At 37.7% G+C, this 24942-nt stretch carries 25 protein-coding genes and 1 riboswitch; of the genes, 9 read left to right on the plus strand and 16 right to left on the minus strand.

The window, feature by feature from the left end:
* Positions 1–31: 31 nt before the first annotated feature.
* A complete protein-coding gene (locus tag ACB089_RS12945) occupies positions 32–505 on the minus strand; it encodes an HIT family protein (protein ID WP_374967559.1) in 474 nt (157 codons plus the stop codon).
* Positions 506–952: 447 nt separating this feature from the next.
* Entirely contained in the window at positions 953–1432 is a 480-nt protein-coding gene (locus ACB089_RS12950; protein WP_374966771.1) for a dihydrofolate reductase, read from the minus strand.
* Between the two features lie 175 nt (positions 1433–1607).
* Between ACB089_RS12950 and ACB089_RS12955 the strand changes: the two genes are divergently transcribed.
* The 4 genes from ACB089_RS12955 (at position 1608) to ACB089_RS12970 (ending at position 5604) form a co-directional block, all read left to right on the plus strand.
* On the plus strand, positions 1608–2525 hold the full coding sequence (locus tag ACB089_RS12955) for an alpha/beta hydrolase (RefSeq protein WP_374966772.1): 918 nt from the start codon (positions 1608–1610) through the stop codon (positions 2523–2525).
* A gap of 62 nt (positions 2526–2587) precedes the next feature.
* Positions 2588–3784: a class I SAM-dependent rRNA methyltransferase gene (locus tag ACB089_RS12960; protein WP_374966773.1), complete on the plus strand. Its 1197-nt coding sequence runs from the start codon at positions 2588–2590 to the stop codon at positions 3782–3784.
* 294 nt (positions 3785–4078) lie between these two features.
* The gene (locus ACB089_RS12965) at positions 4079–4621 is read left to right on the plus strand and encodes a GNAT family N-acetyltransferase (RefSeq protein ID WP_374966774.1); all 543 of its coding nucleotides are present in this window, start codon (positions 4079–4081) and stop codon (positions 4619–4621) included.
* Between the two features lie 524 nt (positions 4622–5145).
* The gene (locus ACB089_RS12970; protein ID WP_374966775.1) at positions 5146–5604 is read left to right on the plus strand and encodes a hypothetical protein; all 459 of its coding nucleotides are present in this window, start codon (positions 5146–5148) and stop codon (positions 5602–5604) included.
* A gap of 489 nt (positions 5605–6093) precedes the next feature.
* On the opposite strand, the gene ACB089_RS12975 is transcribed toward ACB089_RS12970, so the two are convergent.
* The 4 genes from ACB089_RS12975 to ACB089_RS12990 all read right to left on the minus strand — a co-directional run bounded on the left by ACB089_RS12975 (position 6094) and on the right by ACB089_RS12990 (position 10163).
* Positions 6094–6255 carry a hypothetical protein gene (locus ACB089_RS12975; RefSeq protein WP_374966776.1) on the minus strand — a complete coding sequence of 54 codons (162 nt, stop codon included), beginning with the start codon at positions 6253–6255 and terminating at the stop codon, positions 6094–6096.
* Between the two features lie 38 nt (positions 6256–6293).
* Positions 6294–8282, minus strand: a complete 1989-nt coding sequence (locus ACB089_RS12980) for a S9 family peptidase (protein WP_374966777.1) — start codon at positions 8280–8282, stop codon at positions 6294–6296.
* 171 nt (positions 8283–8453) lie between these two features.
* On the minus strand, positions 8454–9113 hold the full coding sequence (locus tag ACB089_RS12985) for a precorrin-3B methylase (protein ID WP_374966778.1): 660 nt from the start codon (positions 9111–9113) through the stop codon (positions 8454–8456).
* A 54-nt stretch (positions 9114–9167) separates the two neighbouring features.
* The gene (locus ACB089_RS12990) at positions 9168–10163 is read right to left on the minus strand and encodes an ABC transporter substrate-binding protein (protein WP_374966779.1); all 996 of its coding nucleotides are present in this window, start codon (positions 10161–10163) and stop codon (positions 9168–9170) included.
* 540 nt (positions 10164–10703) lie between these two features.
* Positions 10704–10889: riboswitch (cobalamin riboswitch) on the minus strand.
* Between the two features lie 324 nt (positions 10890–11213).
* Between ACB089_RS12990 and ACB089_RS12995 the strand changes: the two genes are divergently transcribed.
* The 4 genes from ACB089_RS12995 to ACB089_RS13010 all read left to right on the plus strand — a co-directional run bounded on the left by ACB089_RS12995 (position 11214) and on the right by ACB089_RS13010 (position 14916).
* Positions 11214–13154: a GTP-binding protein gene (locus tag ACB089_RS12995; protein ID WP_374966780.1), complete on the plus strand. Its 1941-nt coding sequence runs from the start codon at positions 11214–11216 to the stop codon at positions 13152–13154.
* 293 nt (positions 13155–13447) lie between these two features.
* Positions 13448–13840 (plus strand): DUF5071 domain-containing protein, encoded by a 393-nt coding sequence (locus ACB089_RS13000; protein WP_374966781.1) that lies wholly within the window; start codon positions 13448–13450, stop codon positions 13838–13840.
* 333 nt (positions 13841–14173) lie between these two features.
* Positions 14174–14389, plus strand: a complete 216-nt coding sequence (locus ACB089_RS13005) for a hypothetical protein (protein ID WP_374966782.1) — start codon at positions 14174–14176, stop codon at positions 14387–14389.
* Between the two features lie 86 nt (positions 14390–14475).
* Positions 14476–14916, plus strand: coding sequence for a hypothetical protein (locus ACB089_RS13010; protein WP_374966783.1), 441 nt, complete (start codon positions 14476–14478; stop codon positions 14914–14916).
* A 290-nt stretch (positions 14917–15206) separates the two neighbouring features.
* Here the strand turns inward: ACB089_RS13010 and ACB089_RS13015 are convergent, their stop codons facing one another.
* From ACB089_RS13015 to ACB089_RS13050, 8 genes are all read right to left on the minus strand, one after another.
* On the minus strand, positions 15207–16673 hold the full coding sequence (locus tag ACB089_RS13015) for an amidase family protein (RefSeq protein ID WP_374966784.1): 1467 nt from the start codon (positions 16671–16673) through the stop codon (positions 15207–15209).
* Positions 16674–16923: 250 nt separating this feature from the next.
* On the minus strand, positions 16924–18171 hold the full coding sequence (locus ACB089_RS13020) for a methyl-accepting chemotaxis protein (protein WP_374966785.1): 1248 nt from the start codon (positions 18169–18171) through the stop codon (positions 16924–16926).
* Positions 18172–18315: 144 nt separating this feature from the next.
* On the minus strand, positions 18316–19734 hold the full coding sequence (gene aspA, locus ACB089_RS13025) for an aspartate ammonia-lyase (RefSeq protein WP_068984128.1): 1419 nt from the start codon (positions 19732–19734) through the stop codon (positions 18316–18318).
* 177 nt (positions 19735–19911) lie between these two features.
* Complete coding sequence (locus ACB089_RS13030; RefSeq protein WP_368634658.1) at positions 19912–20217, minus strand: hypothetical protein; 306 nt, start codon at positions 20215–20217, stop codon at positions 19912–19914.
* A 219-nt stretch (positions 20218–20436) separates the two neighbouring features.
* Positions 20437–21066, minus strand: coding sequence for an NAD(P)-dependent oxidoreductase (locus ACB089_RS13035; RefSeq protein ID WP_374966786.1), 630 nt, complete (start codon positions 21064–21066; stop codon positions 20437–20439).
* Between the two features lie 71 nt (positions 21067–21137).
* Positions 21138–21548 carry an Rrf2 family transcriptional regulator gene (locus ACB089_RS13040; protein ID WP_068984125.1) on the minus strand — a complete coding sequence of 137 codons (411 nt, stop codon included), beginning with the start codon at positions 21546–21548 and terminating at the stop codon, positions 21138–21140.
* Positions 21549–21659: 111 nt separating this feature from the next.
* Positions 21660–21869: a thymidylate synthase gene (locus ACB089_RS13045; RefSeq protein WP_374966787.1), complete on the minus strand. Its 210-nt coding sequence runs from the start codon at positions 21867–21869 to the stop codon at positions 21660–21662.
* Between the two features lie 42 nt (positions 21870–21911).
* Entirely contained in the window at positions 21912–22055 is a 144-nt protein-coding gene (locus ACB089_RS13050) for a hypothetical protein (RefSeq protein ID WP_374966788.1), read from the minus strand.
* A 177-nt stretch (positions 22056–22232) separates the two neighbouring features.
* On the opposite strand from ACB089_RS13050, the gene ACB089_RS13055 reads away from it, so the two are divergent.
* On the plus strand, positions 22233–22601 hold the full coding sequence (locus tag ACB089_RS13055; RefSeq protein WP_374966789.1) for a hypothetical protein: 369 nt from the start codon (positions 22233–22235) through the stop codon (positions 22599–22601).
* A 267-nt stretch (positions 22602–22868) separates the two neighbouring features.
* On the opposite strand, the gene ACB089_RS13060 is transcribed toward ACB089_RS13055, so the two are convergent.
* Together ACB089_RS13060 and ACB089_RS13065 are read right to left on the minus strand one after the other, a co-directional pair.
* Positions 22869–23846: a thymidylate synthase gene (locus tag ACB089_RS13060; RefSeq protein ID WP_374966790.1), complete on the minus strand. Its 978-nt coding sequence runs from the start codon at positions 23844–23846 to the stop codon at positions 22869–22871.
* A 91-nt stretch (positions 23847–23937) separates the two neighbouring features.
* Complete coding sequence (locus tag ACB089_RS13065; protein WP_374966791.1) at positions 23938–24858, minus strand: hypothetical protein; 921 nt, start codon at positions 24856–24858, stop codon at positions 23938–23940.
* Between the last annotated feature and the right edge of the window lie 84 nt (positions 24859–24942).

Here is a 24942-nt window from a genome sequence, read left to right on the forward strand (position 1 = left end):
AAAGGAGCGATTTTTTATATTGGTGTATTTACTATTCACTACTTAATTCCTTGGTTAATGCCTTGATTGCATGCATGACCTCTTGAATATTTTCTTCGTTATTCATTTCATTTCTAGCATGAGGTAAAACAGGTCTCATCGATTCTACGGAACGTCCGAATGCAGACATCCATTCATAGCGCGGCACCATCCAAGTATGAAAATGGTGTGTCGTATCTTCATTATAGAAATAATAAACATGTTCTATATCCAATACCTCCCTTTGAGCCTTTCTAATTTTTGATAAAAGGTTTATGTAGTCCATTTTCTCCTCATCGTTAAGCTCATCCAAACATCTAATATGGCGCTTTGAAGCTAGAATGATTAATCCCTTTATCGGATAAGCAACATCTTGATGGGCATGAAAATAGTCCGTTTCAATTACCACGCCTCCATCTGGTTCAACTTCTTTCAGCGGGTGTCCAAACACCCGTTGAAGGAAGTTGAAGCCTCCGGCGGATGTCACGGAATCGGAAAGGAGTTCTTTGTGCAAGCACAAAACCGATTCCGGACGCAATTATGCCAAGGCATAATTGATTGAGTCCACTCGTTATGGCACAGCTCAAACATTCCACTTCTACCTTTTTTCCATTTGCCAATGTTATTTTTCTCACAATTGTTCCCCATCTTTTGAATGTAATTGTCGGAATGTTAAGCAGTAAAAAAGCTCATCGATTGCCCTCAGGAGCTATCCGGCACTTTGACGTTTCACTCCGTCGATCGGGTAAAACGGATTTACTGGTAAAATTTTTACTTTGTTAGACTTCTTGAATGCGCCCAGTCGGAACGGAAATCAACACCACATTATGCTGATGAGCCTTATTATTATTTATTCCACAAATATTTCCAAACGCCTTCCGTTATACAAAAAAGCACGGTCATTAGCTCACCGTGCTTACCAGTTCCTATTTAATTAGTTCTTACGTTCAAAAATCTGATATTGGAATGTATAGCCTTCTTTTGCTGTCACAGGCTCTTCTGAGGATATTTCCACAAAATCCTGTTCGTAGTTCGGGAAATATGTATCCCCATTAAAGGAATGATTGATTTTTGTAATGTATAGGCGATCGGCGATTTCCATGGATAAGCGGAAAATTTGCTCGCCACCAATAATCATAATTTCTGGAACATCTCCAGCAAGAGCGAGGGCATCCTCTACACTTGTCACCACGTCAATCCCATCCGCATGATAGTTTTCATCACGAGTAATAACAATATTACGACGCCCTGGAAGCGGTCTACCGATGGATTCGAATGTTTTTCGTCCCATGATCATAGGCTTGCCCATCGTTTTGTTCTTAAAATATTGTAAATCCCCAGGCAAATGCCACGGCATACCATTTTCATATCCAATTACATAATTCGTATCATGTGCCACTATTAAAGAAATCATCTATTGTCCCTCCAAATACATTGTTCACTATATTATAAACATATTTTTACTTTACAATCGGATTATTTCTACTTTGTCATTAAATAATTTTCTTTTTTACTTATTAAATCCTAGTAAAATTATATGAATAGTTTATAATGAGACTAACAAATGTAATGAAAAAGGATTGATGATGATGACAACATTAAAAGATGAAGCGATCCGTTATATAAAAGCAAGTGATTCTTCTATGAAGTACTATAATTTAACACCCCAAGAAGCGCGAGCAATAAAAGTAGTGCCAAAATGGACGTCACCACATAGCCCACAGCTTGCGGCAATCGAAACTAGCAAAATATCGGTTCGAGATGGCGCACAAATTAATGTGCGCATTTATAGACCTGTGTTAGACAAAATACTTCCTGTCATTGTTTATTATCATGGAGGCGGCTGGGTATTTGGAAATTTAGACTCTACGGATGCAGGCTGCCAGCTATTAGCAGAAAAAGCCCAAGCCATCGTTGTCTCGGTCGATTATCGCTTAGCACCAGAATACCCATTTCCTACCCCGCTCTTCGATGCCTATGACGCTTTAGAATGGGTTGACGACAACATCCAACATTTTGGCGGAGATGCATCAACGATCACAGTGGCTGGTGATAGTGCCGGTGGAAACTTAGCAACCGTTGTAGCTTACTTAGCCACTACATTAAATGGACCAAAGATCACAGCTCAGGCACTTATTTATCCTGTAGTCAATGTTGATTTTACAACGGATTCCTACAGTGCTTATGGGGAACATTATGGTTTAGACAAACAAGGAATGCAATGGTTTGCGGATCATTACACAGATAAACAAAACTATAAAAACCCACTTGTTTCCCCACTTCATATGGAAGACTTAAGCGTTTTACCGAAAACAATTATTATTGCTGCAGAGGCAGATGTCCTTTATGATGAAGGCCTTTCATACGCGCAAAAGCTAGCAGAGGCAAATGTAGAAGTAGAGCATATTCATATGCCTGGATTAATTCATAGTTACTTCAGCAAAATGGAGTTTTTTGAGGCAGCAACGATTGACACAGTTGAAAAAATCACTCATTTCGTGAAATAAGTTTGTCTATCCACATAAAAGAATGCGATAATAGAGCAAAATGTATTTTAAAGGATGACAACATGACACAAACAATTGCTTTACAAATTAACAATCCCTTTTCTAATCAATTAAAAAAAGGCTATCCTCTTATTTCAAAGGATGCTGTTGATGCACGCCATCTTCCAAAAGAGGAAGGCGCACTATTAAGACTTACGGATGTTCATAACCGCTTTATCGGCACTGGATACTTCGGCTTACAAAACAAAGGTATTGGATGGGTACTAACAACCGATGCTAATGAAAACATAGACACGGCATATTTCATTAAAAAATTTAAAAAGGCCATTCAAAATCGGGAAGCATTTTTCAATGATCCTCAGACAACAGCCTTTCGTATCTTTAATGGCGAGGGTGATGGTATTGGCGGTATGACAATTGACTTTTTCGATTCTTACTATATGGTGAGCTGGTATAGCGCGGGCATTTATTCATTTAAAGAAATGGTATATGAAGCCCTTTCAGAGACAGTAAACTACAAAGCCATTTATGAGAAAAAGCGTTTCGATACTAAAGGTCAATATATGGAACAGGACGATTTCGTCATGGGTACACCTGGCGAATTCCCTATTATCGTAACTGAAAATAGCATGAATTACGCTGTCAATTTAAATGATGGAGCAATGACAGGTATTTTCCTCGATCAACGAGAAGTGAGACTTGCCATTCGCGAACGTTTTGCAGAGGGTAAAAACATGCTAAATACGTTCTCCTATACGGGTGCATTTTCTGTCGCAGCGGCACTTGGAGGCGCAGTAAAAACAACAAGTGTAGATGTAGCAAAGCGTAGTTTAGCCAAAACAATTGAGCAATTTAGCGTCAATAGCATTGATTACGAATCACAGGATATTAAAGTAATGGATGTCTTTAACTATTTTAAATATGCTCAGCGCCATAATTTAAAATTCGATCTTGTTGTTTTAGATCCACCTAGCTTTGCACGTACGAAGGAAAGAACGTTCTCAACTGCGAAGGACTATCCTAAATTACTGATGGATACAATCGCCATTACCGAGAAAAACGGTATCATTGTTGCTTCAACGAACAATGCAAGCTTCGGTATGAAAAAGTTCAAAAGCTTTATTGATCAAGCCTTTAAAGAAACAAAAACACGCTATAAAATTGTTGAAGAATACAGCTTACCAAAGGATTTCCGTGCCTCACGTGAATATCCAGAATTCAATTACTTAAAGGTTGTTTTTATAGAAAAACTCAACTAGATGAACCCAGACAGAATCGCTTTCTTAGCATTCTGTCTTTTTTTGTTTGGGAGAAATTTTTTATGATAACCCCCTCTTGTATCATTGTTTGAATTCCCCTCTTGTCATATAATGTAATTTACAAATTATAGTTCTATCACCATAACGTGGGGTTGATTTCCGTTCCGACTGGGCACTTTCCTGCGGGCGTCCAATCGGAACGGAAATCAACTTATCTCATGGCATACGTTTAACATATGTCATCCTCAATTTTTGGTGATGAGTTCGAAATTATAAATTAATGGAGATGATTGAATGGCATATGTTCCTGAAAAATTAATGATTACAACAGAAAGGCTTGTTCTCAGATTATTTCAAACATCCGATGCAGAAACAGTTGCGACACTTTGCAATAATTATAATATTTATAAAAGCACGTTGTACCTACCTTTTCCGTATAGTTTAGATGATGCATTATCATGGATTGAATTCCATTATGATAATTTTATCGAGGATTTTTCGTATGAGTTCGCAGTCACAGATAAAGAAACTGGGGACTTATTTGGAACAATTGGATTATCGAACAAGAAAGATTTTAACCAAGGAGAATTAGCCTATTGGATTGGCGAGCCATATTGGGGAAAAGGCTATGCTACTGAGGCAGCGCAGGCGATTGTACAATTTGCTTTTGAAGAAAAGAAACTGCACAAAGTGTTTGCTCGCTATTTTTCATCAAACCCCGCTTCAGGAAAAGTAATGGAGAAGATTGGCATGAAACAAGAAGGAATTTTAAAGGATCACGTCATAAAAGATGGTAAATACGAGGATATAGTTTATTATGGGATAATTAATGAATAATGCAGCAGCCCAGATTCTCAAAAATGTGTTTCCGCCCATCTAGTTCCTTCATTCCTCCAAATTAAAGAAAAGATACATGTTGGACTATACATCGAATACCACCTAAATCAATCTCAAATTTTTCTTTAAAAGTAATAGTAGGTAAAGTGATGTTATTATGCATCCCCCTCCCATTAAAAAAAAGGTTATCTAAGAAATATTTTCTTATCTCATTAACTCCAGTGTAGTCTTATCCAAATAAACACCTAGTGCGAAATCTTGAACACGAACAGAAATACGCTTATGATTTCGTTGCATTCGATTCGCAAGCACTATCATTTCACAAAAATCGCTATAATACTTCTCATCCTGGATGGTCCAGTACTAGCGTTGCTGTAACCAGGAGCAATATGTGTCGAAAACGGCATTTTTATAAATTAACATATTTTTCAAAATAATATATAAAACGCCTTGAATCCAACTACCAAATCCTTCCTGCATTTGATAGACTAATAAGTATACTCAATTATTCCAAGGGGGAAAACATGAAGAACTTTACAAAATTTCTATCTATTTCATTCGCCGCAGTGATCATATTATCTGGATGTTCAAGTAATAATGCTACGGTTTCGGAGAAAGAAGCTGCTGATGAGAAGCTGGCATTATCCTATGTTACTGATTACTACAACAATGAAAAAAAAGAGGAGAAATTGAAGTTTGTTGAGGAGAGTGTGCACCCTGATATGCAAGGTGGATATCGCACCAATGCTAAGTCGGGAGTTTCGGAGGACCAAATGCTGAAGGATCCGAAGGTTGCAGAAACTGTTGCATATGAGAACGAAGAATCAAAAGGATCATTAGTACTCATTCAATCGGCAAACGATAAAGAAATGATTGTGCTGATTACCGATAATAAAGTTACCCTAGATTTTACTCCATCACCGAACGCTGGGTCTGAGGATTTGTACCAAGATGTGCGAAGTGAATTTAAAACAGCTAAATAATTAAATGATTAAGCTGGCTTTACCCAGATAAACTGGTACCCATAGACTGGACACTTTAGAAATAAAGGGTGTTCAAGCTGTGGGTATCTTTTTGTAAACTGGGAGTAAGCATAGAGGAGGCTAGCGTGAGTAAGAAATGTTTTAGCTAAGCAGATCGTGAACTTTTTTCTAATAATAAATATGTAAGTAAAACCGGCGAAAAATCAATCACCTTTACCAACGAATTCAAGCGGTTATTCATTGAACTGAATATGATGAGTAAGACGTCTAGAGAGATCTTTGAGAGACATATACTCCAAGTAAGAATCATTGGCATGACGCGCGTAGAACATTTTCTGTCAGGAATCCATACATAATTATTTTCTACTTTGCCCCTGGCTACAGCAACGCTGGTACCGGGCCTGGAACAATAATTAATTTCAAAAAAGCTCCGAAATTAATCATTCAGAGCTTTAGGAGATTTTTTGTATTTATTAATTAACATCTGTGTTACTTCTTCTTCAATTTCCAACTCACGTCAATATGTCTCTGGAATAATACCTGGTCTTCAGGTGCTACTTGTTTAGCTCCTAAGCTGTTAATTGCTTCTGCTTGTGCCAATCTTTCTGCTCGTTCTTCTTTAGTTGTATTTGCAATGCTATAATTACTCATATTCCTCCCCCAACCTCATAGACCACCAAAATTTTCTCTTACAGATATTCCACAAACCAATCCCGAATATATTCTAGTCTATTGATTCTTAACGTTGGTTTTCCGCTCCTTGAAAGTTCGTGATTGGATTCAGGGAAGCGAACAAATTTTGTTTCTTTTTTACGGTGTTTCAAGGCGATAAATAATTGCTCTGCCTGTTCAATCGGACAGCGATAGTCTTTTTCGCTGTGTAAAATTAACAGTGGCGTCTCCACATTGTCCACATATTTAAGCGGTGAATGATGCCATAGCTTCTCTATATTGTCTAGTCCCGCTTGGATTTGCCAGTCATTGAAGTAATAGCCGATATCACTTACACCATAAAAGCTAATCCAGTTAGAAATGCAACGTTGCGTAACAGCGGCTTTAAAGCGATTGGTATGTCCGACAATCCAGTTTGTCATAAAGCCCCCGTAACTCCCACCTGTTACACCGAGACGGTCTTGATCAATAAAATCATAGTGCTCCAATGCAAAATCAACAGCAGCCATTAGATCATGATAATCATTGCCACCATAATCACCACGGACTGCATCTACAAATTTCTGACCGTATCCATGGCTTCCGCGAGGATTCGTATAAAGAACCGCAAAGCCTTGTGCAGCAAGGATTTGGAATTCATTAAAATAGGTGTTGGCATACATAGCATGCGGACCACCATGGATTTCTAAAATAAGTGGATATTTCTTCCCTTCTTCATAGCCGATTGGCTTCATCATCCAGCCGCTTACTTTCCAGCCATCTGCCCCTTCATATTCAATTACTTCTGGCACAGATAATTCTCTCGTCTTCAAAAATTCTTCATTAACTTGTGTAAGCTGTTCCTTTTCACCAGTATTTAAATTTACATAAAATAAATCGCCTGGATTTGTCGTCGTGCTAATTGCGACTACCGCTTTATCATTTTTTTGATCAAGTGAAAAACCATATACATACTGATCATCATGTATAGCTGGATATAATTCTCCAGAAAGATTACTAAAATAAATGGCTGTATTTCCGCGATCTGTCACTTGGAAGTAAAAGCTTTCACTATCCTCCAACCATTGGACACGCGGGGCAACAACATTTCGAAGGAAATCACCCACAACAAAATCACCGACAGGCGCGTCAAATACACTCGTTACACATGTCGTAAGGTTATGTTCCAAATCATAAACCCATAGCTTCGCATGTGTCGCATTTTCAAATTCTCTTTCACTTCCAACATAAGTTATGTAGCGACTGTTCGGAGACCATGAAGTTTGGTAGAACACCCCTGTTCCTTCCGTTAGCTTGCGCGCATGTTTCGTTTCAACATCCAATAAGTACAGATCACTCATGAATGAAAAATCTAGATCCTCTGTTACGTCTGCACTGTAAGAAAGATATTTTCCGTTTGGAGACCATGTACCAAGCTGGAAATGATGTTTTCCTTCCGTCATTAGCTCTAATTCCCCAGATTCAAGATTGACGGTTGCAATTTGAGTAAATTGCTCCATATCCATAAATCCAGCTGCATCTGACTTATGTTTCATCTTTTCGATTTCAAGTGGTTTTAGTTCTTTGTCTTCTTTCTTATCATGTTCAGCTTTATCATCAATGCTTTCATTTTTACCAAGCTTTACAGAGAAAGCAATTTTCTTGCCACACGGCGACCAAACAGGTGATGTCGCACCGTTTTTACAATGAGTCACTTGCTTCGCCTCTCCGCCTGTTTTAGAAAGCACAAAAATTTGTGACTTGCCATTTCTCGTTGACACAAACGCGATTTTACTGCCATCTGGAGACCAAGTAGGTGAATTTGTTTTATCTTCACCAAATGTCCATTGTTGAGGAATTTTTTCATTCAACTTTATGTAAAATAAATTAGACACATAGTCTTTTTTCTTGTCGTCAATACGAGTCTCTACATAGACTACTTCTGTTCCATCAGGTGATATTTGTGGATCTGCCACTGATTTTAATTGATATAGATCTTCCGGTTTAATCCCTTGTTTGGATGTCATATTTTCCCGCCCCTTTTTGTAAATTGCATTACATAGTACAATATTTCGACGCCCTAAGTATTATTCCTGCTTATAAACAGAAAATTTTTAAAAATAGCCGCGTTATACCTTATTTGAGATGCTTAAAAACATACACTGAAAAAAACGTAGCGTGTTTTATCATCACTTTTTTTACATTTTCCAATATTCAGCAGAATTTGTTCTGCGATAAAATTTATAAAAAGGTTCATTCGGACGAGCATGCTCATTATAGAGTCGAATGATTTCATGAAGAAAACTTTCAATACGGTCAACTGCCACCCTTTTAGCAAAGAGCGTCCCAGCTTGTGCATTTGCCCCCATTGGCACCGCCCCTAAATAAACATCAAAGCTATCTTTTTGATAAACAAGGCCAATATCATCATACACTGCATTGTAGCAGGCAGAGGCACAGCCATTTACGTTTAAACGTAATCTTGTAGGTACAGATATTCCTTCCAATGAATGAAATAGCTGTTCAGTAATCGGTGCTGCCTCCATCTTATCCCCATCGCAGAAATCGCAGGCCTTCATCGCAACAATTGGTCCTTGCTTTGCCACATACAGGCCAGCATCTTGTAGCTCCTTAGTCGTATTTGCTACATTTACTGTCGGAATAGATAATAATATACTGTAAGAAGCGGAGTATTTGATTGCACCTGTTTCCCCTACAACCATTGCAATTGCTTGAAATTGTGCAGGGGTATAATGTTTATTAATAATACCCGGGCTAACTGCAAGACGTGTAAACTCTCCATTATGATTTAGCTTTTCAAATGTTTTGTCTGGTATATTTTCACAAAATGCATTCATTTATAACTCTCCTTATAAAAAAAGAACTAGCAAGTCGCTAGCTCCTTATTTAGTCTAAAAGTTTTCAGGGTAAAAGCCTTTTGCTAAAATTTGAATAGCTTCTGCAGCACGAACCCCTTCAGATGCAGCTGAAAGTGGTAAGATCACAAAGCGTTCATTTTTAACAGCTTCCATTTCTTTTAAGGCAGGATCATTTTTTAAGAAGTTAATTTTTTGTTCCGCCGTTGTTTCTCCGTAATCAACAACAACAACGACTTCTGGATTACGATCTACTGCATCTTCTTTTGATACCGTAGTCCATCCTGATTCCACATCACCAAAAATATTTTTACCACCAGCAATCGTCACAAGCTCATTCATAAAGTTTTGTCCAGCTGTAAGAACATCTTTATCACCACTATCAAACACTAATACACGCAGTTCTTCCCCATTTTGTGGTAATTTCGCACGTACAGCCTCTACATCTTTAGTCATTTGTGCAATTAAAGCATCTCCACGTTCTTCGACACGGAATATTTTTGCGATATTTCGGATATCTGTGAAAATATCTTCTAAAGTTGGTTTCGTCATACTTGAGGCTGTATGTAAATAAGTGTGAATCCCTAATGCCTCAAGCTCTTCCTGTGTACCAACACCTTTCTCTCCAAAGGCGCTTTTCCAACCGCCGTATAAAAAGTCTGCTTCTGCATCAATAACCTGTTCCTTTGAAGGATACTGATTAGCTAACACAGGCACTTTATCGTAGGCAGCTTGTAAGGGCTCATAAATTTTGTCATCTAAATAGGCGGTACCTACCATTGAATCTTCTAAGCCTAATGCCAACATAATTTCTGTTACATGTTGATTTAAGCTAATCGCTTTTTTGGGGGCTTCCTTATATACTTGTGTTGTTCCATTATTTTCAATCGTTATCTCTGACTTTTCAGCTTGTGAAGGTTCTACCTTCTCACCTTGGGCAGCCGATTCTGGTTTGTCCTTTGCATTACATGCTCCTAGAATAGCGATTATTGCTATTGCAAAGACAAGCCACAAGCTTTTCCAATTTTTCATGTCCTCGTCTCCTTTGTGTTAAATATATAGAAAGAAATCGCTTGACTTCCTCGCTACTGAATGATCAATTATACCTCGGCATAATTGCGTCCGGATTCGGCTTTGTGCTTAGGCCAGCAAATGTTTTATGTGCGAAAGCGCAGTGCTAACGTAGCGACAGCAACAGATGTTTTTTGTGCGAAAGCGCAGTGCTAACGTAGCGACAGCAACAGATGTTTTTGTACGAAAGCGCAGTGCTAACGTAGCGACAGCAACAGATGTTTTTTGTGCGAAAGCGCAGTGCTAACGTAGCGGCAGCAAAAGGGTTTTAACTGCGCGAAAGCGTAGCGGCAGCGGCAACACAGCACCGGTGCAGGTCAGTTAGCCGTTATCGCATGGATGCGGTGGTTTTAGGCTAACATCCCCTAAGAACACCTTACCGAATCCACACCCGCTAAACATAAGTTAAAAAGGGCATAAAAAAAACCCCTTGTTTCCAAGAGGTTCGCATAGTGAAAGATGGGTTCTACAACCTATTCACTAGCCCCATCCTCGTGGTTTAAGCAAAGATTACATATTGGCAGGTATCCTGGCTTAGGTTCATCATCTATACGCCTTCCCATAGCATGGCTACAGTGGCATCTTGTATAGACTCCCCATTTACAGTTGCGGGACAGCATCGGATTCGCACCGATTTCCCTTTTAAGCAAATGACAAATCATTTGCACCAATACATCTATTATTTTTTTAAAATGATATTGTTAGACTAGCAGAAGAAATTTATGTTCGCAATCTCTCGAAAAAATCGAAAAATAAGTATTATGAATATAGTAGCACTATTTCGACATAAACACTAACTATTTTACATGAAATATTTTTGTCCCACATAACTAGCAGACAGCCAAGAAGTTTAACGGAAGATGAACAGCCCGGAAATGCCCGATTACTTTGGGGCAACAGGGTGTTCCTCTATCGAGTTGGGGTGGCGAAACCCTCACTGATTAGTAGTCTTTACTTTATTTTATTTCTGTTACAATGATATTGGACGAAAAAAAGAAACGAGGATTTTTTATGCATAAAACAATTGGTGTACTCGCTCACGTTGATGCAGGAAAAACAACATTTTCTGAGCAGTTACTATTCCATACAAACAGTATTCAAGCCCGTGGTCGCGTTGATCATCAAGATACATTTCTAGATAATCATGAACTAGAGCAACAGCGAGGCATTACTATTTTTGCGGAACAAGGTCGCATGACGATTGGAAACGATACATATACGTTAATCGACACACCTGGGCACGTCGATTTTTCGCCAGAAATGGAACGTGCTATTCGTGTTATGGATTATGCCATCATTGTTATTAGTGCGGTCGAAGGAGTGCAAGGTCATACTGAAACCGTGTGGCAACTTTTACGCAAGTATCATGTCCCTACCTTCTTATTTATTAACAAAATAGATCGTGAAGGTGCAGATGTCGAAGCCGTTATGGCACAGCTTCAAAAAGATTGCTCTAAGGATGTACTATTAGTAGATGAACCACTCCGTTCTGATTATGTTTCCAATTACATGATGGAGTGGCTTGCTGAGCGTGATGAGCAGCTTCTCGATGCTTTTCTTAACGAGACGTTGGATAGCGTTAACTGCCTTACTCATATACAAGCGATGATTAAACAGGAAAAGGCCTTTTTATGTTTTACTGGCTCTGCCTTAAAAGATACTGGGATAAAGGAATTCATTTCACAGCTCCCTCTACTTTCTGAGACACATTTTAACGACAATGGAACGTTCCAAGGAGAAGTATTTAAAATTCGTCATGATGGACATCAACGCTTAACTTTTATGAAGGCATTACAAGGAACTCTGCGTGTTCGTGATGAATTTTCGTTTGGAGATCTAACTGAAAAAGTGACTGAAATTCGATTATATAATGGAAATCGCTATGAAACAGTCCAAGAGGTTGAAGCTGGGGAGATTTTCGCAGTCAAAGGGCTAAGTCTCGCAAACACCGGTGATATCATCGGTAGTGCGACTAACCCGCAGCCCTATGAGTTAGTGCCGACCTTGCAAGCAAAAGTCCAATATACAGGCAATCAGCATATAAAAGAAGTGTTAAAAGTTTTTCGCATGCTTGAAGCAGAAGAACCATCATTACGTGTACTATGGCATGAAAAATTCCAGGAAATTCATGTCCATATTATGGGGGTCATCCAGCTCGAGGTACTTGCCGAAGTCCTTTACAAACGTTTCTCACTAGCTGTTTCATTTGGTGAGCCACAAATTTTATATATGGAAACAATCGCAACAACTGTAACAGGCTACGGCCATTTTGAGCCATTAAAGCACTACGCCGAGGTACATTTATTGATGGAGCCAAACACACGTGGTGCGGGCATTACATTTGTCAATGCATGCCATGCGGATGATTTATCGGTTGGCAATCAGCGACTCATAGAAAAACATGTATTCGAACGGGATCATCATGGCTTATTAACAGGTTTTCCTGTAACGGATATTCGTTTCACACTTTTAACGGGACGAGCGCATATTAAGCATACTGAGGGTGGCGATTTCCGCGAGGCAACATTTCGTGCATTACGGCAAGGTCTTGAGCAAGCAGAAAATATATTACTAGAGCCTTACTATCGCTTTAAACTTAAAGCCCCTAGTGATTTTATCGGCCGCATGATGACCGATATTCAGCAAGCTTCAGGTACATTTGACGCACCAATCTTAACTGAAAATGACGTCATTTTAACTGGACGTGCCCCTGTCGCAACATTTATGAACTACAGCACAACCTTTGCCGCCTATACTAATGGGAAAGGCATACTCTCCCTACAATTTGATGGCTATGATGTGTGCCATAATACAGAAGAAGTGATCGCGCAAATCGGCTACGATAAAAATGCCGATCCTGACTATACATCCTCTAGTATATTTTGTGCAAAAGGCAAAGGCTACTCCGTTCCGTGGCATGAAGCTGAGGCAGCGATGCATTGCATTAAATAATTCACATTTTAAAACAGGACATGATTTTTTTATATGCATGTCCTGTTTTTTTGTGATTTATGGGAGATTGGTCTGATTGCGCGGATATTTGCTCTGCTTCCGCGGGTATTCTCTCTGCTCAACGTGAGTAATCGTCTTTACCTGTAATTTATTTACAAATCTTGCTCAGTTTCTTTGCCTGTTTTAATACGCGATCACAGCTTGTAAAAATTGTTTATATTCACGCTCGACAATTAGTTTAATAAAGACTGATATAATAAATAGATTGCCATGTATAAAAATCTAAAGGAGGGATGCATTTGGAAAACTTTGCAGATCTTTTACCAAGACATATATTTGATAATGATAGAGTAGAAGTGATTAAAAAAATGGATAGAGATAAAATATTGCCTTTACTGCCTTACCTCCTCGAATGGATTCAAGATATGAATTGGCCAGTGGCACCAAGCGTATTAGGATTACTTTTAACTTTTCCAGAAGAAATTGTCCCACATGTGCAAGATGTTTTATCTTCAGATGATGATAATTGGAAGTGGTTTATTTTACACTTTTTAGTTATAAAATTGCCAGTAGAATCAAGGGTTCAGTTTAGCGAGTATTTAACAAGAGTGGCTGAAACACCTACACATAATGAACTCGCAGAAGAAATTGATGAAATCGCAAAAGAGATTTTGGAAACAATCTAAAAAAATACCCCTTATTCGACGAAACCAGCTATAGATTAATTAAGATTAGGACTCGTATTTATGATTAATCTTCATAAATGCAAGTCCTTTTGTTATGCACTAACACTTTCACATAAAACGCTTCGATAGTTCCACATATAGCTCTGTAGCAACCATAAGACGACTGTACAAACGATTTTTCCACTTCATTCTCAACACGTAACAGGTGCTATAGTCACTTTCTGTAGGATGCATATTTTCCATTTAACTACCAAATAATGCTTTGCTATGTTATGATTACTTTGTGGATATAATTTACAATTAGTTAAGTAAAGGGAATAACGAGGAGTAATTATGAACCTTAAAGATGTATTGATTTATATGTTTTTTGGCATAGGAACTTTATTACTTATTTATTTTGGCTGTATAGGTTTAATCAACTCTGCCATGAGTGATACCTTTCCAAGTAGTCGTTTTATCATTATTTTAATTTTGATGATTGTTGTGACGTGGAGTATTGGTTTAGGCTTACGCAAACATAGAATGTTAATTGCTGCGAGAAGTAAGTAAACGTATGCAGTTTTCAAAAATTTTATTCCCTATTTCAATTAAAACGTGAAATAATGATACTTCTAAGAAGGGTTTGTCTAAAAATTATGAAAACAAGAGACTATTTTTTAATCCCTGCTTTTCTGGTTGCTGTGTTAGGTATTATTATAAGTTTACTAATGGGCGTTCAATATATAGCGAGTCTTATTCTAGATTTTAGATTCACAAGTATATATAGCTCAATTATTTTATCAATTGGAATCATCATTGGTTTTATTCTTTTAATACCAATAAGCATTATATTAGAATCATTTGCGCTGCATATAGGTATGAAAAATAAGGGAATCTATTTTTTGATTCAAATTATTCAATTTACCCTGTTTCTCTTTTTTATGGATTTATTGGTATCTAATTTTTCAATTGTGCAATTTAGTGATATTGCTAATAAATTCAGCTACCTCACTATTACCTATGGATTCGTTTATATACTTGCAAAAATAGGTGATTTGATAAAAAAATCTGATGAAGAGATTCAACAAGTGCAGTAAAAGACGCAATTTTGTAACATCCAATTCACGAAATAGGATTGAATTTTACAACATCGCCATCAAGGAAGGACTTGTGTGTATGATTTAACTTATATACACACGTCCTTTTGTTTTGCCCCCACGATCGTTTTTTGCATAAAAAAACCACCTCTCATTAAATGTTAGAAATGATGAGAAGTGGTAGTTGCTCTGCATAATAATTGTAAGTAGTATAATTTTTATAAAAGAAGTGTTGCTACGGAAATTTCAAGCTCGTTCTTCTAGTTTTATATCCTAGCTAGTAAATCATATTACAATTTCGGTGCTTTTCTAAATTTAGTTGCTTGTTCAAATGCAAAAGCGAGTTTTATAAGAACATCCTCACTAAATGCAGTTCCTGCGAAAGTTATGCCAAACGGTCGCCCATTTTTCATATACCCGGCTGGAATTGCAATAGAGGGATACCCTGCTTTCGCACTAACTGTCGAACCTATATATGACGGAAAGATAATCGCATCTAAATCATATTTTTTCAATGTAAAATCAATTCCTTGATCTTGCGCAAAATACAGATCCTCTAATTTTGCATGTAAATATTCAGAATTTCTTAATGTATTTGATAGTCCCTCTCTCATTTCCAATTTATCCTGCCCATATTTCAAACACTTTTCTTTTGAACGTTCATTAAATTGAATGAGCTCAGCGATAGAATGTACAGGCATATGCGAAGGTAGATTGATAAGGAAATTATTTAAACTATGTTTTAATTCATATCGTCCTACATCCCATTTCCAGTCTCTATGAAAAGAAGGGATATTGATATCTTCAATAATAACGGCTCCTTGCTCTCTTAAAACCTGAATGGCATTATTAAAAAGTGTTTCATCATACTCCGCTGACTCATAGTACTCTTTTAAGGCATTATTATACACGCCAATTCTAGCACCCTTCAAACCTGTAGCATCTAAAAAATTTGTGTAATCTTGATATATCCTTCTTTCACTTTTATGTGTAGCGACGTCATCTTGATCTACTCCTGTTAATACGCCCAATAAAATAGCTGCATCTGTCACTGTTCTTGCAAATGGCCCAGCGGTATCTTGAGAGTATGTAAATGGGATAATGCCTCGGCGGCTAATGAGTCCAACAGTCGGTTTTATGCCGACTACTGAATTTTGAATAGCAGGACTTAGAATCGAGGCGTCTGTCTCCGTTCCAATTGATAAAACTGAAAAATTCGATGCTACTGCAACCGCCGATCCAGAACTAGATCCACCCACATAAAGATTTGGATCACCATAAGGATTTAGTGTTTGCCCACCTCGAGAACTATAACCCGCCCACATCGTACTCGACATTGCGTTTGCTAATTCAGTCATATTTGTTTTCCCTAAAATAACTGCCCCTGCTTCACGTAGCTTTCTTACTATAAATGCATCCTGCTCAGCTAGATAATTTTCTAAAGCTATAGTACCTGCACTAGTATGCATAAAATCTTTCGTTTCAATATTGTCCTTTAAAACAACCGGTATCCCGTGTAAAGGTCCTCTAGCACCCCTTGTTACTCTTTCTTCATCTAACGCTTCAGCAATAAATATCGCTTCAGGATTAATTTCAAGCATAGAATTAATTTTTCGCCCATCTTGATCATACTTAGCGATTCTGTGTAAATAATACATTGTTAATTCTTTAGATGTTATTTCCCCCTGTTCCATAGCTACTTGAATATCTTGTACTGACAATTCTTCTCTGAAAAAGCTATTGAAATTTATCCCCATCCTAAGTTCCTCACACTTCTATTTTTTTGACTCTTCACCAAAAGTTGTGGATGACATTTGCTAAGACGTATGCCTTAACGCTTTGATAATGAGCCATTTTTTTAATACTATACCAAAATTAAGAAAATTTAATAAGTAAATCAAAATCGATTTTCAACACCAAAAATAAAAAAGAGCTATTTTGCAGAAAATTAATCTTTCGCAAAATAGCCTTTTTCGATGAATATCGTCTTATACTCTTTTCAATTTCTTATCCGTTAAATTGCTGTGTAAGCTTTTGTAAATTTTCAGCTTGTTCACATAAGTCTTGTGATACTACAGTATTGACAACTTGCATGGAGGCGCTTTGCTCATCCATAGACTGCAGAACGGCTTCTGTATAAGTAGACAATTTGTCCATTTCGTTGGCGATTGTCACCATGAATGTGGTTACCTCATGAGCGCCACTTGAAAGCTCCTCAGCCGTTGTGGAAATATCCTCTAGCTGATTCGTCATTTTACTAACGTGCTGAGAGATCGTTCCAAATGACTTTGTAGCCTCATCAATAACATAGACGCCTTGTTGTACGTTTTTCAAATCTTCTTCGACAGACGACGCTACTTGTTTTGTATCGTTTTCTATGCCAACGACTAGCTCGACAATTTGAATAGCCGAATGCTTAGATTGCTCTGCTAATTTTCGAACTTCCTCCGCTACTACCGCAAAGCCTTTACCATGTTCTCCAGCACGTGCCGCTTCAATCGCTGCATTTAAGGCAAGCAAATTTGTTTGCTCTGTAATGGCTGTGATCATGTCTGTCATGGATTTAATATCCGTCATTTTATTTGATAATTGTTGCATTAATTCACTTGTTTTTTCAGTAGAATTTGAAATAAATTGCATTTGATTTTTTGCTACATGTAAAATTTCTGCACCGTTCCCTGCAATTTCATTTGCTTCTTTGGCATGATTAAAAACTTCTTGTGTTGCCACGGTAATACGTTCAATGCCGTCAGCATTTTCTTGCATAGAAACGGCACTTTCATTTGCAGACTGCGCAGCTTGCTTAAGACCTTCTGTCGTTTTCACTATTTGTGCATCTACCTCTTCAACCGCAACTGTAATTTCATTTGTACTAGCTGATAGCTCCTCTATGCTCGCTGATAAGTCTGTTGAACCACTGGCAATCTTTTGTGTCATCATATGTAATTGTTCTTTCATCTCAAAAAATGCTGTTGCTAGCTCAGAAATTTCATCATTGGTATGCACTTCAATAGAAGCAGTATGGAAGTTTCCTTCAGTTATTGCTTGAGCAGAAGCAGCTAATTGCTTAATTGGTTTAATAATTTTATATTTGACATAGAATATATAGGATGTTGTCATCGCAATTCCTATGATCGTTACTAAGGTAGCTAGCCATTCTAATGATGTTGAATTCGATAGATCTATGATTAAAATTCCAATCATTAGAACATTTAAAGCTGCAAAGCCAATGATACTTCTTTTCCGTAAACTCATACTATATTCCCCCAACTATTTTATTACTTCAATGTAATTATTATAGTTGGATTCTCCTAAAATTAACAGAAAAAAAGCCCAACTTTTGTCAGGCGAAAGACATAGAAAAAGCACTTTGCTCTACACAAAGTGCTTTAATCATCATTATTTTAATTTCATCATACTTGAACCAGCAATACCTGGATGTGTCATTTCATACGGGTCTAAAATTAAATCTAATTGTTCTTTCGTTAATACACCCGATTCAAGGCAAAGCTCTCGAATAGAACGACCAGTTAGAATTGCTTCACGCGCAAGTCGTGCAGCTACTTCATAACCAATATGTGGGTTTACTGCTGTTAGTACACCAACGCTTTTTTCCACATATTCTTTCATACGCTCTTCGTTTGCTTCAATATCCTTCAAGCAATTTTGCGTAAATGCTCGGAAAACATTATTCATAATACTAATCGATTGAATTAAGTTGAAGACAAGTACAGGCTCCATAACGTTTAATTCTAATTGTCCTGCTTCAGATGCTAAAGAAATTGTATGGTCATTACCAATTACTTGGAAGGCAACTTGGTTAAGAACCTCTGGCATAACAGGATTTACTTTCCCTGGCATAATAGAAGAACCAGGTTGACGAGCTGGTAAAATGATTTCGCCTAAACCTGCACGTGGACCAGATGCCATTAAACGAAGGTCATTGGCAATTTTCGACATGTTGATCATACAGATTTTTAATGCGCCTGATACTTCTGTATAAGCATCTGTATTTTGTGTTGCATCCACTAGATGGGAAGCGCCTTTTAACGGCAAACCTGAAATTTCAGCAAGATGAACATCTACTGATTGAATATAATCTGGGAATGCATTTAAGCCTGTACCAACTGCAGTTGCCCCCATATTCACATCATAAAGGTTTGGGCGAGTTTGACGAATACGAACAATATCACGGCTAATAACACGAGAGTATGCTTCAAATTCTTGACCTAATCGAATTGGCACTGCGTCTTGTAAATGCGTACGACCCATTTTAATAACATGTGCAAATTGCTCCGCTTTTTGGTGGAACACCACTTGCATATTTTCCATTGTTAAAAGTAATTCATCTATTAAATTCAAAACAGCGATATGAATAGCTGTTGGGAAAGCATCGTTTGTTGATTGTGACATATTAACATGGCTGTTTGGGCTAATTGCTTGGTAGTCCCCTTTTTCTTTGCCTAAAATCTCTAAGGCACGGTTAGCAATGACTTCATTGGCATTCATATTAATAGATGTGCCAGCGCCGCCTTGGATTGGATCTACGATAAATTCTGAATCCCACTTACCATCAATAACTTCTTGTGCAGCTTCGACAATTGCATCTCCGATTTCTTTTGAAAGTAGGTGTACTTCCATATTCCCTAATGCAGCTGCTTTTTTTACGATACCCATTGCTTTAATAAGAGATGAGTGAATCGTGTAACCTGTAATTGGGAAATTTTCAGTTGCACGAAGCGTTTGAATTCCATAATAAGCATTGCTTGGTAATACACGTTCACCTAAAAAGTCTTTTTCTATACGTTGTGTGGACATAATTGTCGTCTCCTTTGATGTAATACTCACACTTGATAGTAGCTAATTAATGGAGTATTGTAAACAGGCATTTTTCTGTAAAATGAAAAATTCTGTGAAAAAGGCTCATTTTTCGCTAAAAAATGACTGTTCCTCTGTAACATTAACAAGTAATTGCTCATATTGTTGCATATGAACTCAAGGTGAATAGCCATATTTTTTTAACATGACAACATCACCATTATTTTTTGAAAAACTTTTATATTCATATCCTACATGGTATTCATCATTTTTTTCCCATTTAATTTCGTCATACAGTCTTTCAGGTAAAGTTAATTTACGATTATCCAATATAAGGTAATAATCACCGTTTTCCTCCACCAAATTTTCTTCTCCAATTTGATAAACAGCTTCTACATAAGTGTCATTAATCAGATAAAAAAAGAATGCACCTGCGATCAAAAGGAATAATACTAATCCAAAGTAAAAACGAGTATACCTCATTTAGTCTCCCCCTTCATTAACATTATATTCTGCGTATAAGACATTTATAGTTTAAATTGCACAGTTAATGGAAATCCTATTTAACTAAAATTATATATCAATCAAGCATGCTTAATCCACCAAATCCATCCAATTTTGTAATAACAAATGATTGCTGATCTTAGCGAATAAAAAAAGACAGCATCATAAAGATTCTGCCTTTTTTGGGGTACCTATTGATTATTTATTTGAAGTCACTGTAAAACGGCTGTTTACATGCTTTGGATTTTCAATTTCATCTAACACAGCAACGGCATAATCTGTATAACTAACATAGCTTTCACCAGCGGCATTAACTAATAAATGGTCAACACCAGTCGTATAGCTGCCTGTGCGTGGACCTTCAGGATCAAAGAAAGCGGATGGGCTTAAAAATGTCCAAGTAATTGTTGATTGTTGTAAGTCTTGTAGGTTTTCACCTTGGTTTTTAGCTGTTGCAAAGAACATTTCAGGGAAGTCTGGCGTATCCATTACGCGAACTGTTTTTTCTGGGTCAACAAACAAACTACCTGCACCACCGACAACAAATAGTTTTGTCTCAATGCCCGTGAAAATATCAATTAAATGACGGCCAGCTTTTACATGTAATTCCTCTTGACCAAAAGGAGCACCGAATGCATTTACAACAACGTCGAAGCTTTTTACATCTTCTTTCGTTAATTCGAAAACATCTTTTTCAATAACGTCAATTTTTGCTGTTACTTTTGAGGCAGTACGTACAATCGCATTTACCTCATGACCACGTTGTAGTGCCTCCTCTGCAATTTTTTGTCCCGCTTTTCCTGTTGCACCGATTACTGCAATTTTCATATTTAGTTCCTCCCACTTTTGTTTGTAACCATTTCAGTTACAGGTTAGATACAAAAGACCGACTTCGTTATTTAACGAAGTTGATCTAGCACATCCTGTAAAGTTTGTGCTTGAAGCTGTTCTTCCATTGCATGCCAAACAGATGTATAAACACCTTCCAATGTACATTGAATTTTTCGACCAACCGTACAATCTGGATTTGGCTCATCATGAATCGCAAAAAGCTGCTCGGGCCCATTAATAGCTTGGTAAATAGCTAATAACGTTAAATCTTTTGGCTCTACTAATAGGTCATAGCCTGCAATGCCTGTTTGCGATGTAAGCAAACCCGCTTTTTTCAACACTCCGATCATTCGTCGTACGACAACCGGATTTGTATTGACACTCCCTGCGATATAATCAGATGTCAACTGACTTTTATCAGATGTTGTTGCGATGAGAGAAAGTATATGGATCGCTACCGAAAACCGACTGTTCACCATATGTATCACCACCTGTTGTAACTATTATAGTTACAGGTTTGAATAAAAGCAAATGAATTGTTCTATTTGCACCTGTATTTATTTTTCGTTTTGAGAAGTACTATTCGATGATTATATTTTATTTAAGTAAATGACTAATTCTTGTCGTATTTCTCCATCTTCTTCATAAAAATCTAAATTATGAAACTCATACTTAAAATGCCCAACTGGGAACGTCACACTTTCGCCCTGTGCCGCTGCTAATATGCCCGCCACATCATGTGACACCATTTGTAAAAGTTCTGCACCTGAAACCGCTTCTATAAAGATCACGTTCATCATAAAACACCTCCTCAGCTATTATAGCTTAGAAGGCGCTTACATTTATAGTGTTTCTTCATTACGTTTTAGCCGGATCTCCTCAATGACCTGCATCATTTTAAATATTTGCTCCTGTGTTAATGTTGCAGAGGTGTTTGCTAGCTCATGTCGTTGAGTAAATTCCTGCTCTTGTTGAGAAGTCCTCAAAAGTAATTGCCTCCTTAAACGTTGCTCACTTTCTCTTTCATCTATTTGAAACACCCTTGACATCCCCACACCACTCACCTCTACATTTTAATAAACTATTTCCAGTTTAAAACTTATATCGGAAAAAATTTCATAAATTAAAACATGCTTCATATGAAGTGCTAGAAAATTTGGCATTTGCCTCATTCTTTTGGCATTTTATCTTGTGCTTTAAGGGTTCTATCCGTCGTTTGGCCTGTTCTTTCCGTCGCTCTGGCCTTTCTATCCGTCGCTCTCACTTCTTTCCGTCACTTTGATGGTTCTATCCACGATTTTGATGGTTCTATCCACGATTTTGATGGCTCTATCCACGATTTTGGCTCTTCTATCCGTCGTTTGGCCTGTTCTTTCCGTCGCTTTGGCCTTTCTTTCCGTCGCTCTGGCCTTTCTTTCCGTCGCTCTGGCCTTTCTTTCCGTCGTTTGGCCTGTTCTTTCCGTCGCTCTGGCCTTTCTTTCCGTCGCTCTGGCCTTTCTTTCCGTCGCTCTCACTTCTTTCCGTCACTTTGAGGGTTCTATCCGTCGCTCTACTCTTCAATCCTCCGCTCTCATTTCTATCCCTTGCTTTGCCTCAGCATTCAGTCGCTCTGATTCTATCCATCACTTTGCAGGTTCTATCTGTTTTTTTGCCTCTTCAATCCATCGCACTGGCTTTTTTTATCCATCGATCTGAATTCTATCCGTCGCTCAGGCTTTTCTATCGGTCGATTCAATTCTTCTATCCATTGCTTCGATCTTCATAAAAAAACAGCAACCAAAATCGGCTGCTGCTTCAGGTTATACGGCAATTGGTGCTTTAATTGCAGGATGTGGATCATAGCCCTCAATAGAAAGATCTTCGAGTTCTATATCAAAAATTGACGTTTTATCCGGATTGATTTTTAAGGTTGGTAGTTCCTTAGGCTCGCGTGATAGCTGTTCGTTCACTTGCTCCACGTGATTTAAATATATATGAGCATCCCCAATGCTATGAATAAATTCGCCAACTTCTAAGCCACATTCATGGGCAATTAAATGTGTCAGTAATGCATAGGACGCAATATTAAATGGACAGCCCAACAATGTATCAAGACTTCTTTGCATTAGCTGACAGCTTAACTTACCATTCGCCACATAAAATTGAAACATTACATGACACGGAGGTAATGCGGCTTTACTGCCTTTCGCTCCAGCATTGATGACATCCTCAGGATTCCATGCATTGACAATAATGCGTCGTGAATCTGGATTGTGCTTAATTTGGTGGATCACATCTTGTAATTGGTCAATACTTTCTCCTGTTGATGTTGTCCAATTACGCCACTGCTTACCGTAAACATTCCCAAGCTCCCCGTATTGACGTGCAAATTCATCGTCTGTTAAAATTCGCTCACAAAACGATGCTAACTCTTGTTGATAGACGGCATTAAAAGACTCGTCCACTAAGCAACGACGTCCAAAATCCGTCATATCAGGGCCTGAATATTCATCAGACTCAACCCATTTTTTAAAAGCCCATTCATCCCAAATATGATTGTTGTTTTTCAGTAGATAACGAATATTTGTATCCCCTTTAATAAACCAAAGTAGCTCACTTGCTACAAGCTTGAAAGGTACACGTTTAGTCGTTAAAAGAGGAAAACCTTTACTTAAATCAAATCGCATTTGATAGCCAAATACACTATATGTACCTGTTCCGGTACGATCTTCTCTTTTAACTCCATTATCTAATATATGTTGTAGTAAATTTAAGTACGCGATTTCTGGGTGCGTCATGTCAATCAACAGCTCCTTCAAGTATGCTGTTGACCATTATAATCTAATAACTACATTTGGTCGACCAAAAATAAAAACAATCATTCCATGTTTACAAGCCTGAGCCAAAGGAATTGTATTCTAGCTCCTTTGAAATTTCGCTTGCAGTCGTGAAGAAAAACATTGGCAACAAAATAATATTAAATACAATAGGGCCAAAAACAAATAATAGATCCATGCCTGGGTTAAAATAAAGCCCAAACGCAGTCACTAACCCTGACATGACTAGAAAAACAATTTGCACAACAATAATCATTAACGGAATGATTTGATACATATATTTGAGCTTTCGGAACTGATGCATCGTTTCTGGATCTTCAATAATTCTCTTTTTAAAGTGCCTTGATAAAAGTATACAGGCAATAAGCTGTGCAATTATAAAGTTAAAATAAATGATACAATGTAGAATCATTTGACCTTTTATAACTGTTCCATTAAAATGTCCTACCCGCTGTTGTAATAGCTCGTTAATTGCTCCCTCAAATACATATTCCTGATCACTAAAATAACTAAGCGGTTCCACAAAGCCGAGAGTTGTCCAATCCGCTGTGTTGACTTTCCAGTTAGTTAGCTTGCTCGCCAAAATACGTAATTGAATGGCATCATTTTCATCAAACATTCCTAGTAAAATACTATAGGGTATCGCTACCTTCATCTGCCCATCTTGTTGTTCATGAATTAAATCATTAATAAAAAAAGTATACGTAACTTCCGACTGTTGGGCTTCATAATGGGCATCCCCGACCTTCCAATGCCTCGCTAATGAAGTTTCAATGTTATTCTTCATTTCATAATACGGCGTATTATTATGTAAATGTTTTGGAATCTTATAGACAAAATGATTGTCACCCCCGCTAATGCAAATATCTACTTTCACCACATCATTTTCAAAGTTCTTAGCGATCGTTGTCATTGGGTACGACATTATGACGACTAGAAAAAAAAGGATCAGTGACAATCCACGCTTTTTCATGCAACGCTCCCCCTTTTCGTCACATATGCTAGGTTTACACTATCATATCCTTCTCCGAAAAGACTATTTCGTTATTCCGAAAAA

It is taken from the genome of Lysinibacillus sp. RS10 (assembly GCF_041956855.1).
Lineage (GTDB): Bacteria > Bacillota > Bacilli > Bacillales_A > Planococcaceae > Lysinibacillus > Lysinibacillus xylanilyticus_A.

Coding starts and splice junctions, on each gene's coding strand:
- ACB089_RS12950 (WP_374966771.1), bottom strand. CDS start 1,432: ATGATTTCTTTAATAGTGGCACATGATACGAATTATGTAATTGGATAT.
- ACB089_RS12955 (WP_374966772.1), top strand. CDS start 1,608: ATGACAACATTAAAAGATGAAGCGATCCGTTATATAAAAGCAAGTGAT.
- ACB089_RS12960 (WP_374966773.1), top strand. CDS start 2,588: ATGACACAAACAATTGCTTTACAAATTAACAATCCCTTTTCTAATCAA.
- ACB089_RS12965 (WP_374966774.1), top strand. CDS start 4,079: ATGGCATATGTTCCTGAAAAATTAATGATTACAACAGAAAGGCTTGTT.
- ACB089_RS12970 (WP_374966775.1), top strand. CDS start 5,146: ATGAAGAACTTTACAAAATTTCTATCTATTTCATTCGCCGCAGTGATC.
- ACB089_RS12975 (WP_374966776.1), bottom strand. CDS start 6,255: ATGAGTAATTATAGCATTGCAAATACAACTAAAGAAGAACGAGCAGAA.
- ACB089_RS12980 (WP_374966777.1), bottom strand. CDS start 8,282: ATGACATCCAAACAAGGGATTAAACCGGAAGATCTATATCAATTAAAA.
- ACB089_RS12985 (WP_374966778.1), bottom strand. CDS start 9,113: ATGAATGCATTTTGTGAAAATATACCAGACAAAACATTTGAAAAGCTA.
- ACB089_RS12990 (WP_374966779.1), bottom strand. CDS start 10,163: ATGAAAAATTGGAAAAGCTTGTGGCTTGTCTTTGCAATAGCAATAATC.
- ACB089_RS12995 (WP_374966780.1), top strand. CDS start 11,214: ATGCATAAAACAATTGGTGTACTCGCTCACGTTGATGCAGGAAAAACA.
- ACB089_RS13000 (WP_374966781.1), top strand. CDS start 13,448: ATGCATTTGGAAAACTTTGCAGATCTTTTACCAAGACATATATTTGAT.
- ACB089_RS13005 (WP_374966782.1), top strand. CDS start 14,174: ATGAACCTTAAAGATGTATTGATTTATATGTTTTTTGGCATAGGAACT.
- ACB089_RS13010 (WP_374966783.1), top strand. CDS start 14,476: ATGAAAACAAGAGACTATTTTTTAATCCCTGCTTTTCTGGTTGCTGTG.
- ACB089_RS13015 (WP_374966784.1), bottom strand. CDS start 16,673: ATGGGGATAAATTTCAATAGCTTTTTCAGAGAAGAATTGTCAGTACAA.
- ACB089_RS13020 (WP_374966785.1), bottom strand. CDS start 18,171: ATGAGTTTACGGAAAAGAAGTATCATTGGCTTTGCAGCTTTAAATGTT.
- aspA (WP_068984128.1), bottom strand. CDS start 19,734: ATGTCCACACAACGTATAGAAAAAGACTTTTTAGGTGAACGTGTATTA.
- ACB089_RS13030 (WP_368634658.1), bottom strand. CDS start 20,217: ATGAGGTATACTCGTTTTTACTTTGGATTAGTATTATTCCTTTTGATC.
- ACB089_RS13035 (WP_374966786.1), bottom strand. CDS start 21,066: ATGAAAATTGCAGTAATCGGTGCAACAGGAAAAGCGGGACAAAAAATT.
- ACB089_RS13040 (WP_068984125.1), bottom strand. CDS start 21,548: ATGGTGAACAGTCGGTTTTCGGTAGCGATCCATATACTTTCTCTCATC.
- ACB089_RS13045 (WP_374966787.1), bottom strand. CDS start 21,869: ATGATGAACGTGATCTTTATAGAAGCGGTTTCAGGTGCAGAACTTTTA.
- ACB089_RS13060 (WP_374966790.1), bottom strand. CDS start 23,846: ATGACGCACCCAGAAATCGCGTACTTAAATTTACTACAACATATATTA.
- ACB089_RS13065 (WP_374966791.1), bottom strand. CDS start 24,858: ATGAAAAAGCGTGGATTGTCACTGATCCTTTTTTTTCTAGTCGTCATA.